Here is an 18,731-nt window from a genome sequence, read left to right as displayed (position 1 = left end):
ACACAGCAGGGATGGACGAACTGACCACACGTGCATTAGGCCTGGGAAAAGGCAATACCGGCGCAGCTGCGCCGCCGGGCAGGTATTTCCTGTTTGTGATTGCGGTGGATAGTTACCAACCGGCAAATGGGTTGCGTGCCTTACAGAATCCCGTTAAGGATGCTAACAACATTGTAAAGGTATTACTGGATAAATACAGCTTTACCCGCCCGGAAACGGCGCCGCCTTTCCTGGACGGTTATGAAGAAGACGAGGTGATCCCTTATGATACCCCTGAACTGAAATGCCTGTATAATGAAAAAGCAAACCTGGACGAAATATATGCCCACCTGGATCTGCTGGCAGGTGACAACGGACTAACAGAGAATGATAACCTGCTGGTCTATTTTGCCGGACATGGCGATAATGTTGATAATAACGCGATAGGGTACCTGATGCCTTTTGACGCGGATACCGGGAAAAAGAAAACCTGGCTGCGGTGCGAGAACCTGTTTGAGCAGTTTAACAATTTCCTGGCAAAGAAAAAATGCCGCGATCTGCTGCTGATACTGGACTGTTGCTGTGCAGGCGTGGTTACCCACGGTATGAAGATCTCTGATAACGCCACCACTTTCTCCCGTTATGCCCTGGCCTCCGCCTCCATGCACCAGCAGGCGCTGGACGGGAAAAAAGGAAGCCCGTTTGCAAATGCGCTGTATAACATCTTAAAGAAAAATACGGAGCCCGGTTTTTTTATACAGGAAGAAAAACTGCAAAAGGAGTTTGATAAACAGCTGGAGATATTGTCCAATGAGTATAAATCCGGCCCCATACAACATGTACAGAAAATCAGGTATCAGCCCCTGAAGGAATGTGGAGACAGCCAGTTTATGTTCCGGCTAAAGGACCCGGATGTGCCGCCGGTGGATCAGCTATCTGAAACCTTTATCAAATACCTGAATTTCTTTGAGCAGAGAATAGACCTTGCCACACATTATGATGAAGGTGGAAAGAAAGATCTTATCATCATCACCACCGTGTGCAAGAACTTTAATATCCATAAGCTGCAGGGCAAGGTGCTTTTTGAAGAGCTGAAGGTGCAGCAAGGCTTTAACTTTGTATTTTCTTCGCCTATTGTTGTTGAACCGGATAAAACCGGCAACGATACCTGGACAGCCTTGTCAAACACTTTGCAGATACCGCCGGAACATGATATCCGGCAGCAATGCGCTATCTATATCTGTGACCGCCTGCTGCTGGATGAGGAAACCGCTCAGCCCCTGATCATTTACCTGGGATATAATTTTCAGTCCGGCAATTTAAGCAGTATGATCATACAGTTCTGTAAAGAGCTGCAGGACGAGCTGAATAAAGCAAAAGCTAGGGTAGAGTACAGACAGTCCAGCTTTAATAGCCTGTTCCTGGTGATAGGGGACACGCGTAGTGGCAACAACCAATTCTTTTCTCGTCCCGATTTTGTATCTATCATGGGAGAAGAGCCCAAAGTGATCATCTCCCGGCCGGTGGGCGACCTGCAAAAAGGTTTTGCCAACAGATGGCACAAGGACGCCTGTGCTGCCGGCGAAGGGATCAAATCCCGGAATTTCCAGAAGCTGAACCTGGACGATTATTTTGGCGGTAAGAAGTCCTGCGACATTGAGACCTTTATCCTGGAGATCAGCCGCCAGCTGGGTGTAAACGAAATGGAGCTTACAAAAAAACTATGGCATTTTTAAATCAATAATATCCTTGTGTATGTCAGATAATCAGATCAAGATAAGGGCGTATCCGAATGAGGACCCGGTTTTACCGGGCGTATCAAAATGGTTTGTGACAAAAGACAGCGATGGGAGGCATATTATCATGCCGGCGGAACCAGAATGCCCTGTATGCGATTTTGCCTACGATGCGTTTACCGGTACGGGCAATTTCATTCCCCGCAAGGATGGGCTGGGAAAACCCCTGATCATAAAAAGCAAACCTATCGCCCCTTATATCCCGGATGAGAACCTGAAAGAGCTGGTGCGATTGGTGCAGATCCTGCAACGCCCTGTGCTGCTAAAAGGGGAGCCGGGCAGCGGCAAAACACAGCTGGCCAAATCTGTAGCATTTGACTGGTATGGGCCCGAGTACCAGAACCATTTCTTTGAATGGCAGGTGAAATCTACCTCCAAGGCCGTAGAAGGCCTGTATCATTTTGACCATGTGGCGCGCCTGCGTAATTCCCAGCTGGCAAAGAACGGCAACGGTGAAGACAAGGAAGATCTGCAGCAATACCGCAGCTTTGGCCCGCTGGCAAAAGCTTTCCTGACCTCTACCGCAGACAAACCTTCTATCCTGCTGATCGATGAAATAGACAAGGCGGATATTGACTTTCCCAATGACCTGTTGCTGGAGCTGGATGAAAGACGTTTTACCATCCCCGCATCAGAGACCGGTGAGACCATTGAAGCGCGTTATCCGCCCCTGATCTTTATTACCAGTAACGATGAACGGGAGCTGCCGGAAGCCTTTCTGCGCAGATGCCTGTTTATGTACATCAAATTCCCCAGCGAGGAGCAGGTAACCCGGATCATACAGGCGCACATACCTGGCCTGGTAGAAAAACAGGGCAGTTTTGTGGCCAAGGCCATCAAAACATTTAATGACCTGCGGGATAAGATCAGGAATAACCCATCAGACAATAAACGCGTATCCACCAGCGAGCTGCTGGACTGGCTACGGGCTTATAATTATGAATTGAAGGACAAGCCGGACATGGACCTGGAAAAAGATATTGAAGTGCTGCCGTTGTATTACCAGGCCCTGTTAAAAACCTATGCTTCCGTGGTACAACGGGAGAAGGAATTAGAAGATAAACAGAAAAAAGAACAGGAAGACAAACTGGCCCTGGCATGAAAAATAACCACCTCCTTTTCTGGCATTTTTTCCAGGTGATAGACCGCACGCTCAGTTATGAGCGCGGAATAGATAAATACCGGCTGTTCCTGCAAACGCTGGAGAGGGGATATATACCTTATGATGAAGAGCTGCGCGCGTTCAAACAGTTCTGCCGTATCCTGTACCTGCAGGATATACGGGATGAGGCCCGGTTTAACCAGCTGCTGGATCTGGCGGTGGAAAAGGAGCAAAACCTGCTGAAACAGGCATTGATCGCTGCCAGGCCCGTACAAAAACCGGCAGCGGCGCCCCGGGATAGCCAGCTGCCAGGACCACCGGCGCCACCGGAGGAAGAAGACGAGGAAGCGCCGCCCCCCGCCCCGGATATAGACGATGATTTGATGGATGATCTGCTGAAAGAGGAGGGCGCCGCGCCACCGGAGCCTAAGACCTGGTATTATAAAACGCCCCTGTTGTATAACGGTATTGAAGCTGTGCACGATGAAAAACGTTTTGCCGCTACCACCTTCCTGCATACAGACGAGTATTTTTCCATTACCCGGCGTACCATGGTAAAAGGCTGGCAGTTCCTGCGTAATAAGGAGAACAGCGTATCTACCCAGGAGATAGACGTGCCGGCTACCACATTTAAGATAGCGCAGGAAGGGCTGTTCCTGGAGCCGGTGTACCGGCCGGGCGTACGTAACCGTGAGGATGCCCTTATCATACTGGCGGATGTAAGGGGCTCTATGACGCCGTTCCATGAGCTCACCAACCGCCTTATTTATACGGCCCGCCATGAAGGTGGGCATCCAAGGGCCCCGGTATATTATTTCCAGAACTGTCCGCTGGGTTATGTATACCGCAAGCCCAACCTGGCAGAGCCGGTAAAGATCAAGGAGGCGCTGGTCAAGGCGAACCGTAATGTGACCATCGCCATTGTGATCAGCGATGCCGGCGCAGCCAGGGGTAATACCAATCCCACGCGGGTAGCGGAGCGTAGCCAGCAAACAAAACATTTCCTGGACTTCCTGTACAGCAACTGTGCGCATGTGATCTGGCTAAACCCGGTGCCCAAACACCGCTGGGCGCAAACGGCGGCAGACAGTATACAGAATGAGGTATTACAGATGGCCTCTGTTTTTGAACAGGAGGTATATAATTTCCAGGACACCCTGCGTACCATCTTTAAGCAAAATATGTAAACATGTTACCTTCCAGCTTCCCCATAAAACAGTTGTCGCCAACAGACCTGCAAAAGGTGGAATGGTTCTATGACCGTTATGTGGAAGACTATTACAGCGATTATTACTATGGCCATTTCCTGATGGCCGCCTATGCCGCTGTACCAGGCCTGCTTACGCCGGATCTGCTGTATAAGCTATGGCAGAATTTTAACGGATATTACTGGAACGGGAAACCGGTGACGATACACCGTATTGCCGTGGCGGACGTACTGCTGTCCCCCTTATGCCGGGAAGTAGGTTTTGAGCTGTATGAAATGCACCATGAGATACGCCTGGCTTTCCTGGAATGGCTGCATATAGAAACAGCAGACAGCGGCGGCGCAGACAGGGGCTTTAGCCCCATTACGCAGGTAGCGGATTTTCTGCAGGAATACTATCAGCAACCTAACCCCGGCGGCCAGCTATGGGGCGAACAATATACGGAAACACAGCAGCTGGAGGCACTGTCTTACTCAGAGCCGGCAAAAGTAGCGGATGCGCTGAAGTATAAAATGTACCACGCCGCAAAGGAACAACGGGAGACCGATCTGCTGCGCACTATCGACGCATTTTCCAGGACATTTGACCGGCTGAAGCGCATCCGGCAGGGAGATACCTCCCTGCTGGCCATCTACGATAAGCAGAACAAATGGCTGGAAGCCGGCCGGGCGCTTATACAGCAACATACGGAAGGTTTCCTGTCCGTGTTGGAGAACCTGGATGAAATGGACCAGGTATTAAGCGAAGACAGCACCCAGGGCCTGCCGGTAACAGTGGCCGGCAATGTAATGGAACAGCTGGAAACCAAAAGCCCGCCGCCGGTATTATGGGGGCTGATCGTAGGTACAGAGAACCGTTATGCAGGTTTGACGGAAGCAAACCGGATAATGAGGAGCAACGATGCACATTTGATGGCGGACTGTATAAAGCATCTGTATGATGAGGCGCTGCTGCAGGTACTGGAGGGCGAAAGCGCTACGCAGCAGCAGGTGCTGCAGGCCCTGTCACAGATAGCCCAAAGCGCCAGGGAGCAGGATAGCGTGCTGTATTATTTTTCCTGCAATGCGGTTAAACATGAGGAAGTGTGTTACCTGCGCTGCGCAGATACGGAGGCAGATGACCTGGGCGGTGGCATTTCACAGGCAGAGTTCCGGGAAGCCGCCAAAAAGATACGTGCAAAACAACAGGTACTCATACTGGAAACACCTTTTTCCGGATCGCCGCAATGGATGGATATTGTAGCAGACTGTGAGCATGCCATTATAGCCAGCTGTACACAGGATCAGTCGCCCCATTTGAACGAGCAGGTCCTCGTTGAACAAAAACAGCATTATTCGTTCTTCACCTTTGAGTTGGTAAGGCAGCTGAAAAAACAGAAAGGCCGGGTAAGCCTCCGGGACTGGATGCGGCTTACCATAAATGGTTTCGAGAATACGCCGCGGTTGCGGACCTATTATAAAGATGATATCCGGGAGTTTCACCGCCCGCAGTTATACGCATCGCCGCTGGCGCTGAATGCCGGCCTGATACCAGAGGACAGGATACCGGCGCGGCTGGAATCATTATTACGGGGGCTGGGGTATTATTCAGACAGCGCGGACGAGGCGTTAACAACGGCCATAGACGCGTTTAAAAGCGAGTTTGACCTGCCGGACGATATGGGCGCCCGTGCGCTGATCCGTGCGCTGGAAAAGCAGGAACGGGCCAAACAACGCAGACCAGTTTTTCTGTTGGTGTTTTCCGATCAGCTTAAACGGCTGAAATACCTCAACGAGGAGAAGGCGCGTATTGACGCTGTGTTGCAGGAACGGGCAGAGCAAGCCGGTATTGAAGTAGTGGTGCTGGAAGACCCGGATATAGCGGCACTCTCCGCGGTGATGATGGATATTGAGTATCGCAACCGTATAGAATTGTTCTACTATTCCGGTTTGGATAGGGAGGGCGATATGGTGCTGGCAGATGGTGGGGTAATGACCATCTTTGATTTTGCGCCTTTGATGGAATACCAGGAGCGTATACACCTGCTCATTGCCAATACCTGCCGCTCCAAATACTTTGCGGAACGGGCTGCCCAGCTGGGCGCGCGTATGGCCATTGGCTCAGAAAGGCTGGTAACGGACAGGTTTGGCGCTGATTTTGGCGTGCAACTGTTTGAGGCGATCATAGAAAAAGGGCGGTTGATACAGTATGATCCGCTGGCGGGCTGGTCGCAGAATATCTCGGAGGATGAGGAGCGGGATAAGTTCCGGCTGTATACAGCGCCCTGGCAGCGGGAAGATGCGCCGTTACCCTGGCAATGGGAGCAGGAAGAAGTACGAGAGCAAAAGGAGGCGGTTAAAAAACCGCCGGAGGTGAAAGGGAAACGGATATATGCGGTGATAATGGGGATTGACGATAGCCGGTTGGAGCCAGACCAGGGGCTCCGTTTTTGCAGGAAGAATGCGCAGGATTTCGAGGAGTGGTTGCAGCGGTATAGCGATGCCACAAGCGTACCGTTGAAGACGACCCCCCAGGCAATGTTTACCGCAAGGGCAACGGCAATGGGAATGCTGGAAAGCTTTAGCCAGGCAAAAGATGGGGACATATGTGTGTTCTTTTATTCAGGCATTGGGTTTATAAACCGGTCAAGATATCCCGCATTCGCGGATTGTGTTTTTGAGAATGATACTGATGAGGTATTTGAGCGCAGCGCCAATTCCCAGAAGGACAATGCTGATACGGTGTGGCGCAAATTGAACAGGATAGCCGAGGGGAAAAAGATACACCTGCTGGTGATCATGGACTTTCATCAATACCGCACCGCCACCGGTGATCTGGACGAAAGCTTCGGGCTGCATCCTGAACAGGAAAGTTCATTGGTTGTGTTGCAAGGGCCGCTCCGGACAGGGTCTGATGATGGTGAGCCTACGGACAATAATTATTTTTTTGAGTCGCTCAAAGACATATTGGCGGATAGCGGCACTTCAATCGCCTACCAGGATTTGTTCGATCGCCTCCGCCTACGTTTGTCCCAAACGCCGGAACGTGGTGTGCCATGGACATATGCACAACCCAGACGGGCGCTGGGTTATACGCTGCTGAGTAGCCGTAAGGACAAGGAAACGGGTTATCTGGTTAGTTTTGATCCGGAAGAAAACAACTGGAGGATAAGCGCTGGAGCCCTGCATGGCATCCGGCCCTCCCTCCACTTTATGAGAACGTGGCTCCGTTTGGATGATAACCGGGAAGTATCCATATCGGAAGTATATCCCACTTATTCGCTGATAGCTGATATGGCGGAAGATAATACAACCAGGGTATTCCAGGGGCATTTGGTGCAAAATGCGTTGCCTAAAGTAAAGATCGCGTACGATAAGGATATTGATCCGGCTATGCGGTTGTATTTAAACCGCGCCATCAAAGAGCACGATATTTACTATATTGATATAGTGGATGACGTGCAGCAGTCTAAATTTATCATCAGGCACATGGCAGGAACTTTTTATCTTGTCAGAAACACATCATCGATGAATGACAGGGCCGCCCGGCAACCTGTATTTGATTACCAGCCGTCGGAATATGAGTTCATTAAACAGATGGAGTATATTGCCAAATGGCAGGGCGTGCTGGAATTTAATAATAGCCATAGCGGCATATCCAAAGAAGATCTGAATGTAGAAGTAGAGGTCTTTGAAGGTGTGAAATTATCAGTAAACAAGGAAGTTGAGGTAAAAGGCACTGAGTACCACAATCCCGATATGCTCACGCTTAGTTATAAGCAGGGGCTGCAGCCTGCTTTCAGATGCCGGATATCTCTCAATACTGCTACTGCAATAGAAAAGTGCTACATCGCCGTGGCATATCTTGATAGTACCTTTGGCATCCATCCGGAATTTATATCCGGTGGCATGGATCATTTAACTAAAGGAGATGGGGGCGTATGGATGTCTTTTCCCGGCCAGAAAGCAACTGATCACACAATCAGGGTTGCCATCGATCCGGAAGTAAGAGAAAGAGGCATTACTGAAATCTATGATTATGTGAAAATATTCATATCAAATACGCCGGTTAACTGGGCCGCATTTAAACAGGAAGGGCTGGAATATAAAGCAATTATAAAACGTGGTGTTGTCTCTTTTGACAGCCGTGCCGCGACCCTCAAACTGCCGGATAATATCTGGACCTCCATTACCATCCCCCTGAAAATAGTCGCGCCCCCAACAGAAGCCTGATTATTGTAGCTTTACAGTATGATCATCAGAGTTTATAGACCTTCCGATAAACAAGGCTGTATAGATGCTTTCAAAAGCAATATGCCCCGCTTCTTTGCCGCTGCGGAGCTGCCGGACTATGAAGACTGGCTGGATGAGCTGGAGGCGCATGTCACCGCCGGGGAGATCAGTGAATTGGAACAGTATTTTGTGGCGATACAGGACAATAACGTGATCGGCTGTGGCGGTTATGCCGTAGACCGGCATAAACAGGAAGCTACCATGGCATGGGGGCTGGTGACTAACAGCATGCACCGGCAGGGTGTTGGTAAAGCGTTGTTCCTGCACCGTTTTGCCGCTATCCGGAAAGTATGTCCGGAATGCCGGATTGTGCTGGATACCACGCAACATTCCTATTCCTTTTTTGAAAAGCTGGGTTTTGTGGTGATCAATATTACCAGGGGTTTTTATGATGATGGCCTGGACCGCTACGATATGATGTGGAAAGCTGCCGATCCATCCAACGAATAAGCGGTAATAAAAAGAGGACCCCGGAAGGTCCCCTTGATAATTTGATCATGTTCACTGCAGGGCATTTATTTAATACCCTCAAACTCCAGTTTAGGCGCTTCTGCGATCAGGCTGCTGATAGCCTCCGGCAGATAGGGCCTGCCGCCGGCAGCAGGTATGCAGGTGCCGGTAAAAACCGCTGAGGTCATTACCTTCCCGTTCATGATTATAGTTTGTTTAAAATGCAGCCTGGGCTGTCCGGCCTTATCACCGTACAGGGTGCAGGTTACCGTAAACTGATCGCCTTTTTTCAGTGACCGCAGGTATTTGATAGTGTATTGTGACAATACCATAAATACCCCTTTATGTGCCTGCTCCTCCAGGTCAAAGCCCAATACCTCACGGATAAAATCGTGCCTGCACCATTCCATATAGAACGGGTAATACAAACCATCCATGATCCCCTGCACGTCTATGTGCTCATCTTTAACCGTGTAATCCTTCGAAAATTCCATTTTTTAAATTTATTTTAAGATGTAGTATATGTCAACGTCAGTAACATAAAAGTAGTATACTTTTACGACTTAAATCATACATATGGCCACAGTGTCACTTTCAAGCGCTTCGGGAAAATGGATCATGGTATCGGCTATCATGGCTTCTGCAATGGCTTTTATTGATGCCACCGCGCTGAATGTGGTATTACCCTCCATACAGCAAAGCCTGCACGCCAACGCTACAGACCTGTTTTGGATCCTGAATGCCTACCTGCTGATGCTGGCGGCGCTGATACTTATTGGCGGCTCCCTGGGGGATAAGCTGGGCAGGAAAAAGATCTTTATGACCGGCATTCTCATTTTTATTGGGGGCTCTGCTGCCTGTGGCATATCTGCGGATGTATTGCAGCTGATCATATTCCGGGTGATACAGGGCATTGGCGGCTCGTTGATGATACCCGGCAGTCTTTCCCTTATCTCTTCCTCTATCCACGAAAAGGAGCGGGGCAAGGCCATAGGCACCTGGTCTGCTTTTACCACGGTGGTTACCATTGGCGGGCCGGTATTGGGCGGCGCCCTGGCAGATGCAGGGTACTGGCGGTATATCTTCTTTATCAATGTGCCTATCGGCCTGGCAGCATTGTGTTTCCTCTGGTGGAAGGTAAAGGAGAGCAGTGATGAAAACCTGGATCATAACCTGGATTTTTCCGGCGCGTTGGCTATTATGCTGGGGTTGGGCCTGTTTACGTTTGGCTTTTTGCGGGTGCCGGCGCTTGGCTGGCAGCATTGGCAGGTGATCAGCGCCCTGGTGGCAGGAGGAGTGTTAATGGTAGTTTTTATGCTCATAGAGCGTAAAAGCAAACACCCCATGATGCCGCTTACCCTGTTTACCAATCTTACTTTTACCGGGGCCAACCTGCTTACGTTTTTCCTGTATGCAGGGCTGGGAGCGGCTATGTTGTTTATGTCGTTAAATTTTGTGCAGGTGCAGGGCTATGACCAGCTACAATCCGGTCTTACTTTTTTACCCTTTACGATATTGATGGTAGGTATTGCCCGTTTTGCCGGTAACCTGGCAGATAAATACGGCCCCCGGTTCCTGCTGATCACTGGACCGGCCCTGGCAGGCGTGGGACTGCTGATCTTATCTTTTGTAAAACAAACCGCTGGTCCGTCCGCTTATTTTACGACTTTCTTTCCGGGCGTATTGATCTTTGGCCTGGGTATGTCCCTTACTGTTGCGCCGTTAACGGCTGCAGTAATGGGCGCGGTAAGCGATCAATATTCCGGCACAGCCTCCGGGGTGAACAATGCCTTATCGCGTATAGCCGGCGTATTTGCCAATGCTATCTTTGGCGCGGTGGCAGTGCTGTTCTTTTCCGGCGCGTTAAAACAGGAGATAAAGGCGGTGCCGCTTAGTAATAACGCACAACAGGAGGTATTGGCGCAGGCTGTGGAGCTGGGAAATGCAAAGCCGCCGGCATCTTTAAATAAAGAGGAGCAGCAACGGGTAACCACTGCTTACCATAACAGCTTTATATCCGCCTATGGAAAGATCATGCGCATATCTGCGCTGCTGGGTTTCCTGGGCGCGCTGATGGCATTTGTCTTTATCAGGAATGTAAAGGTGAAAAAAACACAGGCGGCTACTGCCGGATAGCATCGCTTACCTGGCGGTAGGCTTTGATATATTTGTTAAGGCGTGCTATGTCTTTTTCTGTTACAGCAGGCATACGGCGTATGTCCATATTATCTGTGAGGTCATTCAGTTTCACCAGGCAAGCCAGGCGGTTGGGCAGTATACGGGCAACGAAATGATCATAATCTTCATCGTCTGATAGTTTGGTCACACAGCGCAGGGCTTCCAATATTTCTGTTCCAAAACCTTCTGCCGCCAGTTGTTCAAAGGTCCAGTCTGTATCTTCCACCACATCGTGCAATACCCCGCAGATCTTTTCTTCTTCTGTTCTGCCCATACTCATGACCCGCATTACATGCCCCAGGTAAGGCGCGCCGTATTTGTCCAATTGCCCTTTATGGGCTTCCGTGGCTATTGTGATTGCTTTCAGAAGTGTCATACAGTAAAGATACCGCCAAATATGCTATTTTACTGTCCGTAATTTACAATACACACTACTATGAGAACCTTTACTACCACGGTGGTACTGCTGCTGGGCCTTGCCGCCTGCAGGCAGTCACAGCGGCCGGAACCGGTCCTGATCTCGCTTAATTATACCCACCACGACATACAGTTACAATTCGATACTTTATACAATCATCAGCAAACGCAGGCGGGTGTATATAACGGTTTGCTGGAACAGGCCCTGGCTAACTGCCACAGCGATAAAACGCCTGCAGATACCATGGCTGTACAGGATGTGTCTTCCAGCATGTACCTGAACTTTACCACCGGTCAATATGATTGCGTAACTACTACCACCTTCAAATTCTCTGATGGTATTATCACCGCCGCAGGCGTGTTTAACCTTACGCCTGGTGATACGATCGCCCCTGACCATGATTTTCCTATCACTGGCGGATCGGGCGCCTATCAGCATATCTATGGCACTTATACCCGTAAATACGAGGATGGGGTTTACCGTGTGGAGTTGCGCTATTTTGACCGCTAAACCCCGGAGATTGCTTACATTCATAAGCAAATCATTTACATGAAAACGGTTTACCTGGCTATTGGCCTTTTAATCCTGCATGTAAGCGCGCGCTGCGTGACCATCCCGGATCTGCTCTCCCCCGATAAAAAGATCAGGGTGCATATTGAGGCCGGCAATGGACTTAGTTACGCGGTTTCTTATGAAGGACAGCCATTGCTCACACCTTCCCATATTGGACTGGAGATCAGCGACCTGCCGGTTAACTGGTCTGTACGCGGGGTAAGTACCCGCGCTGTACAGGCAAATATCCTTTCTCCGGTACCGGAAAAACGCCGGCAGATCCCAGATCATTACAATGAGCTCACTATCCGTTTCCGGCAGCCCATCAGTCTTATTTTCCGGGTGTATGATGATGGTGTGGCGTACCGGTTTGTGACCCATATAAAAGACTCCATTACCGTTAACCAGGAAACAGCCCAGTTTAATTTTCCGCAGCCACATAAGATGTATTACCCGGAAGTGGTAAAAAGGGAAAATGTAGACAGTTTTCATACCAGTTTTGAAGAGTTGTACCAACTGAAGCCCATGGATAGCCTTACGGCTGCTAATCTCTGTTTCTCCCCGTTGCTGGTAGCCCCGGCTAACGGGCCCAGGGTGCTGATCACAGAATCAGACCTGGAAGATTATCCCGGTATGTTCCTGACCGGCACAGGCGGCGCTGCCTTGCGGGGTAAATTTGCGCCGTATCCCTTACAGGAAGGCGTAACAGAAGGGGAGTTCCCGCAATTGATCGTTACAGCGCGTGCGCCGTTCCTGGCCAGCACAAACGGCACAAGGGCCTTTCCCTGGCGGGTACTAGTGATAGCGGCCACGGACAAGGAGCTGCCGGCCAATGACCTGGTATACCGCCTGGCGGCGCCATCCCGCCTGCAGGATGTATCCTGGATCAAGCCCGGGAAGGGAACCGATGAATGGATCATCGGTATCAATCTGTTTAATGTGCCGTTTAAAACAGGCGTTAATACCAGTACCTACAAATATTACATCGATTTTGCCAAACGTTTTGGCTTTAACCGGATTATGATGGATGCCGGCTGGAGTGATTATAAAGACCTTTTTAAGATCAATCCCGCCATTAATATGGACGAGATTGCGGCCTATGCCAAAGCAAAAGGCATTAGCCTAAGCATGTGGACCCTGGCCATGACCCTTGACCGGCAACTGGAGCCTGCTTTGGCGCAGTTCAATAAATGGGGCGTTGATTTTATCATGACGGATTTTATGGACCGGGACGATCAGAAAACGGTGAACTTTTATCACCGTATAGCCGCCGCCTGTGCCAGACATCAGCTCATGATCATGTTTCACGGCGCTTTTAAGCCGGCCGGTTTTAACCGTACCTGGCCCAATGCGGTTACTCGCGAGGGCGTGCTGGGATCTGAGTATAATATCTGGAGCAATAAGGTAACCCCGGAACATGACCTGCTGCTGCCCTTTATCCGTATGGTATCCGGTCCCATGGATTACGAGCCGGGTATTATGGATAACGCCACGGAGAAAACGTTCCGGCCCATAGGGGATAAGGTCATGTCTATGGGGACCCGCTGCCACCAGGGCGCTATGTTTGTGGTGTATGACAGCCCCATACAGCTGTTTTCCGGTAATCCCTCACAAGGCCTGCTGGAACCGGCCTATATGGAGCTGCTGGGCAGTATACCTACGGTTTGGGATACCACGGTCATTGCAGACGCCAGGCTGGGAGACTATATAGTAACGGCCCGGAAAAGCGGCACGGATTGGTATATTGGCGCTATGACGGATTGGTCGCCCCGTACCCTGGAGATACCCTTGCATTTCCTGGAACCAGGCAGCTATACCCTTACCCGCTGTGGAGATGGCGTAAATGCAGACCGTTACCCGTCAGATTACCGGATAGATACCCTTACGGTAAACCGGGATAGCACCCTGACGATCCGGATGGCTCCCGGTGGCGGTTATCTGGCGCGTTTACAAAAACGATAACAATAATTTCATTACAGTTTGTTGTGGCTCAGCCGTTACTGCGGTAATTTCCCCGCGTCAAGTATAAACAGACAGGAACATGAAGTACGTTTTTTTATTTATCGGGCTGTTTGTAGCGTTAACAACACACGCGCAACAGGCCTCTTTAAGTGAGTATTTAGGTAAGTACGCTTTCCAGGACGGCAGCTCCGCCTCTGAATCCCTGGTAGAACTGCAGGGTAACAAGCTGCAAATTAGCTCCAACCTGGGATCCGCTACGCTTACCCAGCAAAAGCCAGACACTTTTTCCGTAGACGATTACGGCGGGCAGATCATCTTCCTGCGCGCAAAAGGCGGCGCCGTTACCGGTATTAAAGTGAATATACCCGCTGCCAGCCTGCAGGATGTAGTAGGCACCAAAGCAGTGGTACAGGCGCCGTTAAGCGAGTATTTAGGCAAATACACTTTCCAGGATGGCAGCTCCATTACTGAAGCCCTGGTAGAAATGCAGGGTAATAAGCTGCTGGTAAGCTCCAACCTGGGATCTGCCACCCTTACCCTGCTGCAGGCAGACTCCTTTTCAGTAGACGATTATGGCGGGCAGATCGTCTTCCTGCGCGCAAAAGGTACCGCCGTTACCGGTATTAAAATAAACGTTCCGGCTGCCAGCCTGCAGGACGCCATCGGCACAAAAGCAGTAGTTGCCACTGAGCCTGCCGTTGCAGCCGTAGCTCCCGCCGGCCCGCGCGAGCCGTTTGTGAAAAAAGGACAGGTAGATCTGGAAGCCCATCAGGGGGGCTGCGGTTTATGCCCCTGTAACACCATCACCGCATTTATTAATGCGGTAAAGCTGGGCGTAAATACCCTGGAAATGGATGCGGTGATCTCTAAAGATAACCAGGTGCTGATCTCCCATGACCAGTTCATGGACTTTACTATGCGCACACCGCAGGGGAAAGATGATATCACCAAAGAGAACCAGCTGCAATACAACATCTACACCATGCCGTATGACAGCGTACGTAAATACGATGCGGGCTCCAGGGCTAATCCCTATTTCCCGAAGCAGCGTAAGCAGAAAACCTATAAACCCCTGCTGGCGGAAGTGATAGACTCTGTTGAAAGTTATGTAAAGGCACACGGGCTGCAACCGGTGAAGTACAATATCGAAGTAAAATCCCTGCGTGGTGATAATGTATACCATCCCGCCCCTGGTCCGTTCACAGACCTGGTAGTAAAAGTGATCAACGACAAGGATATTGTGAACAGGGTAGTGATCCAGTCTTTCGATATCCGCGCGCTGCAGTACCTGCATGCACATTATCCCGCCTTCCGCACCTCTTACCTGGTAGGCGTAAAGAATACCGGCAGCGTACAGGATAATATAAACCGCTTAGGTTTTGTACCGGATGTATACAGCCCGGAATTCCCGATGGTAACAGCCGCTACGGTTGAGCAGGTGCATGGTCTGGGTATGAACCTCATTCCCTGGACCATCGACAAGAAAGAAGATATTGCAAATATCGTAGGCCTGGGCGTGGATGGTGTGATCACCAACTACCCGGATGTAGCAAAGAAATTAATAAAAGAAAAGAAATAAGATACCGGTTCTTAAAGGAATAATGCCGCTTGAACTGCTGGTTCAAGCGGCATTATGCTTATAAAAAATCTTTGCCTTGCTTCAACATTTTGGCGGCGGAGATTGTTTGTATTACTTTACCGTTTTCAAAAACCCTCAATAATCATCTAACATGTCCTATTTGAATGCAACCCATCTGGTGTTCTCCGGCGATTTCCTGTCAGATGTGTCCACTGTAAACAATGATCCGGCCCATTACAATAATGCTACTTTTCAGCCTTCTTTCCAGGAGTTTGGACAAGGCGCCAGCAATGGTTGGTGGAACCCGGAAGGCGGCGCTACTTTCCAGTTCCAGAACTGCACCGTTAAAAAAGTGTCCCTCAAAAATGGACAAACGCTTACGGAGCCAGCTGCAGATATTGTAATTGGCAAACTGATCCGCGGCGCGGAAGGCCGTAATACCGGTAAAATGGTAGACCTTGATCCGCAGGAACAAGGCTCCTCGGAATTATGGGGCGTAAAGTTCCGGCTGGTATCGGTTAACAATGAAACGCTGTTGGAAGGGGATATCAGACCCACCGGTTTCCGCGACCTGCAAACACGGCAGCAAACCGGCGGTCAGGTAAACGGGCAGCCTTTTGGCGGCACCTGGACCTCTGTGGTGGAAAACATCACCTGGGGACCGCTGGCGGAAAGATCTCCTTTCCTGGCGGAGCTAAAGGCTACGACTCAGCAGAACAGGATCAGCATTAACCTGAATGCATACGGGTATTATTATGCCCATGCCGCAGACGGCCGTTTTTCCATGGGGCGTATACTGGGAACAATAGCGCCCTGGGAAGAAGAGGAGCCGGATACTTTTGCCGCCTGCAGGCGTTTGTATGGTATCTATGTAACTAAGGTAAATAATGGGTTGCCTATCATCTTTTTCAGCAACACTAATTTCGCATTTGATGCGGCGCGAAAAAGCGTATCGGTAGATTTTGGCAGCTCTTTCCCTATTGCAGATTCCATGGGAGGCATTGTGCTCAAAGAAAAATTGTACCTGGCGGTAAGTAAAGTAGCGGTGACAGACTCCTTCAGCACTACGCCGGTCACTACCAATAGTAATAGCGTGGTGATAATAGGAGAGGTACCCTATGAAAGCGGACCGGATTGGTTAAATAATACCGGCGGCATTGTAACGCTCAACAATATTAACAATGAGGCGGCAGCATTGCTGGAAAACCATCAACTTGTGCTGTTACGCCCGTCTGGCCTGGGACAATATACCATTATTGCAAGGGAGGCTATAAATGGCGTAGTGGTAAGATGTGATAATTTTGTGAACCGGCTGGATTATAATCAAACTAACCAGCTACACTTGTACGCTTATCAGTGGGGCCAGCCAATGAAGAATGTAGCCCTGACAGTTACCCTGGAAAAACCTACGGCCATTACACCCGTAGGCCCTACCAATCCCATTTGTGAACTGCCTGGTAACAATTACCCTGCCAACGGCATTAGCTTTAACACCACCGTAAAAACAGATAAATACGGCCGCGCTGTGTTGCCACTAACCGGCAACCGCATTGACAACCCGCGGTTGTATATAGACGGGCAGATCTATATACTGGATTATCAGCTGGATACCCAGCCGCAGGACCCCGCTATGGGCCCGCTGGCCAATGATAATATCTTCATTCACCTGCGTGATTATTTTGAAATACCCGCGGAGCCTCAATGGTCGGATATAGCCACTACTATGACCCAGTTCGCTAACCTCTATCCCATTATGAGCAAATACCTGGTGAACCTGGCAGATCCTGTAGCGATGGCCACCAAAAGAGATATCCTGAAATTTGCCTTTAGCCAGAATATCCATGATCCTATCTATATGCCGGTTACACGTGATCTGTCAGAGAATAAGCGGCTCACTATCCTTAAATGGCTGGAAAACCCGGTGGTAGCCACCAAACAGGAAAAAGCCGGTTTGATATTACCGGGAGAACTGCTGGCTTCCCCCGCAGAACCGGATGCCGCGCCCACCATTAACCAGGAACGGCTTAAGAATGCCGTAAGGGCCAAGAACGGCGCCGGTTTTGTGCCTTTTAATATTGATAAAATATTCAATGACTAATTAACGACACTTATATGCTTAAAATAAATCCTCAATTCATACATCGCGCAAAGCAGGCAAGTAAATTACCTGAGCTTTTCCCGCTTTTTCAAAATGCTATTGAGCTGGAACATTCTACTATACCGCCCTACCTGACGGCTATGTTTTCCTTTAAGCCAGGTACCGGTGATTATATCAGAACGGTGATCCATTCCGTGGTGATAGAAGAGATGCTGCATATGACCATTGCCGGTAATATCCTGAATGCTATTGGCGGCTCGCCAGATATCAACAAAAAGGATTTTATACCGGATTATAAATGCCACCTGCCTATGGGTATTGGCGGAGAGCTGGAAGTAGGACTGGAAAGATATTCGCGGGAACTGGTGCACAAAGTATTCATGGAGATCGAAGAACCGGAGCACCCGCTGGAACTAAAAAGCCGGGCGGTGGAAACGGATACCTATAAAACCATTGGCGAGTTTTACCAGGCCTTACAGGAAAAACTGGCAGAGCTGGCCCCGGAACATTTACCCGGCGATCCTGCCAAACAGGTAACTTCCAGCTTCTTTTCCAAAGACCTGCTTTATCCCATCCTCACAAAAACAGATGCGATAAAGGCCATCAACATTATTGTAGAACAGGGAGAAGGCACTACCACCTCTCCGGCGGATTTTGACGGGGAAATTGCCCACTACTATAAGTTCCAGGAACTGTATAAAGGCCGCCAGCTGGTAAAAGATCCTGATGCACCCCATGGGTATTCCTTTACCGGGCCGGAGATCCCCTTTAACCCGGCGGATGTATGGCCTATTTTTCCCAATACCAAAGCAAACATGGTAGCACCAGGTACGGAAGAAAGAAGGCGGCTGGATGAGTTTAACGGCAGTTATGTTTCACTGCTGAACGGATTGCACCGCACATTCAATGGCCACCCCGGTTATTTGCCGGCCACCATTGGGGTGATGTTTGACCTGAGGCTGGCAGCAGAAAAATTGTGCGGCACTGCCTTTCCTGGTAAACCAGGATTTAACCTGGGGCCCAGCTTTGAATGGGTGGATGTTTTGCAGCCAGCTCCGGTAAATAAGGCGTTAGTATAGGGAAGCTTATCTAAATAGTAATGGTATTGAGAGGGGAGGTATCCCTTTTCAATACCATT

At 49.8% G+C, this 18,731-nt stretch carries 13 protein-coding genes; 11 read left to right on the top strand and 2 right to left on the bottom strand.

What is annotated here, in order from left to right; all coding sequences use genetic code 11:
• Nucleotides 1–11 precede the first annotated feature (11 nt).
• Genes F0L74_RS13800 through F0L74_RS13780 form a run of 5 tightly spaced genes read left to right on the top strand, consistent with a single transcriptional unit; the run spans nucleotide 12 to nucleotide 8,806 of the window.
• Nucleotides 12–1,715: a caspase family protein gene (locus F0L74_RS13800; protein ID WP_149838435.1), complete on the top strand. Its 1,704-nt coding sequence runs from the start codon at nucleotides 12–14 to the stop codon at nucleotides 1,713–1,715.
• A 19-nt stretch (nucleotides 1,716–1,734) separates the two neighbouring features.
• Nucleotides 1,735–2,877, top strand: a complete 1,143-nt coding sequence (locus F0L74_RS13795; protein ID WP_149838434.1) for an AAA family ATPase — start codon at nucleotides 1,735–1,737, stop codon at nucleotides 2,875–2,877.
• Nucleotides 2,874–4,064 carry a hypothetical protein gene (locus F0L74_RS13790; RefSeq protein ID WP_149838433.1) on the top strand — a complete coding sequence of 397 codons (1,191 nt, stop codon included), beginning with the start codon at nucleotides 2,874–2,876 and terminating at the stop codon, nucleotides 4,062–4,064. Before F0L74_RS13795 ends, F0L74_RS13790 begins: the two co-directional genes overlap by 4 nt.
• 2 nt (nucleotides 4,065–4,066) lie before the next feature.
• Nucleotides 4,067–8,296, top strand: a complete 4,230-nt coding sequence (locus tag F0L74_RS13785) for a caspase family protein (protein ID WP_149838432.1) — start codon at nucleotides 4,067–4,069, stop codon at nucleotides 8,294–8,296.
• Between the two features lie 18 nt (nucleotides 8,297–8,314).
• A complete protein-coding gene (locus F0L74_RS13780; protein ID WP_149838431.1) occupies nucleotides 8,315–8,806 on the top strand; it encodes a GNAT family N-acetyltransferase in 492 nt (163 codons plus the stop codon).
• Between the two features lie 65 nt (nucleotides 8,807–8,871).
• Here the strand turns inward: F0L74_RS13780 and F0L74_RS13775 are convergent, their stop codons facing one another.
• Nucleotides 8,872–9,300: an acyl-CoA thioesterase gene (locus F0L74_RS13775; protein ID WP_149838430.1), complete on the bottom strand. Its 429-nt coding sequence runs from the start codon at nucleotides 9,298–9,300 to the stop codon at nucleotides 8,872–8,874.
• Between the two features lie 82 nt (nucleotides 9,301–9,382).
• Here F0L74_RS13775 and F0L74_RS13770 point away from each other — a divergent pair, with 82 nt between their 5' ends.
• Complete coding sequence (locus F0L74_RS13770; RefSeq protein ID WP_149838429.1) at nucleotides 9,383–10,942, top strand: MFS transporter; 1,560 nt, start codon at nucleotides 9,383–9,385, stop codon at nucleotides 10,940–10,942.
• Here F0L74_RS13770 and F0L74_RS13765 read toward each other — a convergent pair.
• Entirely contained in the window at nucleotides 10,929–11,360 is a 432-nt protein-coding gene (locus tag F0L74_RS13765; protein WP_149838428.1) for an HD domain-containing protein, read from the bottom strand. The two genes, F0L74_RS13770 and F0L74_RS13765, sit on opposite strands and share 14 nt — an antisense overlap.
• A gap of 60 nt (nucleotides 11,361–11,420) precedes the next feature.
• On the opposite strand from F0L74_RS13765, the gene F0L74_RS13760 reads away from it, so the two are divergent.
• The 5 genes from F0L74_RS13760 to F0L74_RS13740 all read left to right on the top strand — a co-directional run bounded on the left by F0L74_RS13760 (nucleotide 11,421) and on the right by F0L74_RS13740 (nucleotide 18,672).
• Complete coding sequence (locus F0L74_RS13760) at nucleotides 11,421–11,912, top strand: hypothetical protein (protein WP_149838427.1); 492 nt, start codon at nucleotides 11,421–11,423, stop codon at nucleotides 11,910–11,912.
• Between the two features lie 39 nt (nucleotides 11,913–11,951).
• Complete coding sequence (locus tag F0L74_RS13755; protein WP_149838426.1) at nucleotides 11,952–13,916, top strand: glycoside hydrolase family 97 protein; 1,965 nt, start codon at nucleotides 11,952–11,954, stop codon at nucleotides 13,914–13,916.
• Between the two features lie 79 nt (nucleotides 13,917–13,995).
• Nucleotides 13,996–15,495, top strand: a complete 1,500-nt coding sequence (locus F0L74_RS13750) for a glycerophosphodiester phosphodiesterase family protein (protein ID WP_213086959.1) — start codon at nucleotides 13,996–13,998, stop codon at nucleotides 15,493–15,495.
• Between the two features lie 160 nt (nucleotides 15,496–15,655).
• Complete coding sequence (locus F0L74_RS13745) at nucleotides 15,656–17,593, top strand: hypothetical protein (protein WP_213086958.1); 1,938 nt, start codon at nucleotides 15,656–15,658, stop codon at nucleotides 17,591–17,593.
• A gap of 14 nt (nucleotides 17,594–17,607) precedes the next feature.
• A complete protein-coding gene (locus F0L74_RS13740; RefSeq protein ID WP_149838424.1) occupies nucleotides 17,608–18,672 on the top strand; it encodes a ferritin-like domain-containing protein in 1,065 nt (354 codons plus the stop codon).
• The last annotated feature ends 59 nt before the right edge of the window (nucleotides 18,673–18,731 follow it).

The sequence above is a fragment of the Chitinophaga agrisoli genome (assembly GCF_008386695.1).
In the GTDB taxonomy this organism is placed as follows: domain Bacteria; phylum Bacteroidota; class Bacteroidia; order Chitinophagales; family Chitinophagaceae; genus Chitinophaga; species Chitinophaga agrisoli.
The sequence above is the reverse complement of the archived record's forward strand: the minus strand, read 5'-3'. Positions and strand labels throughout refer to the sequence as shown.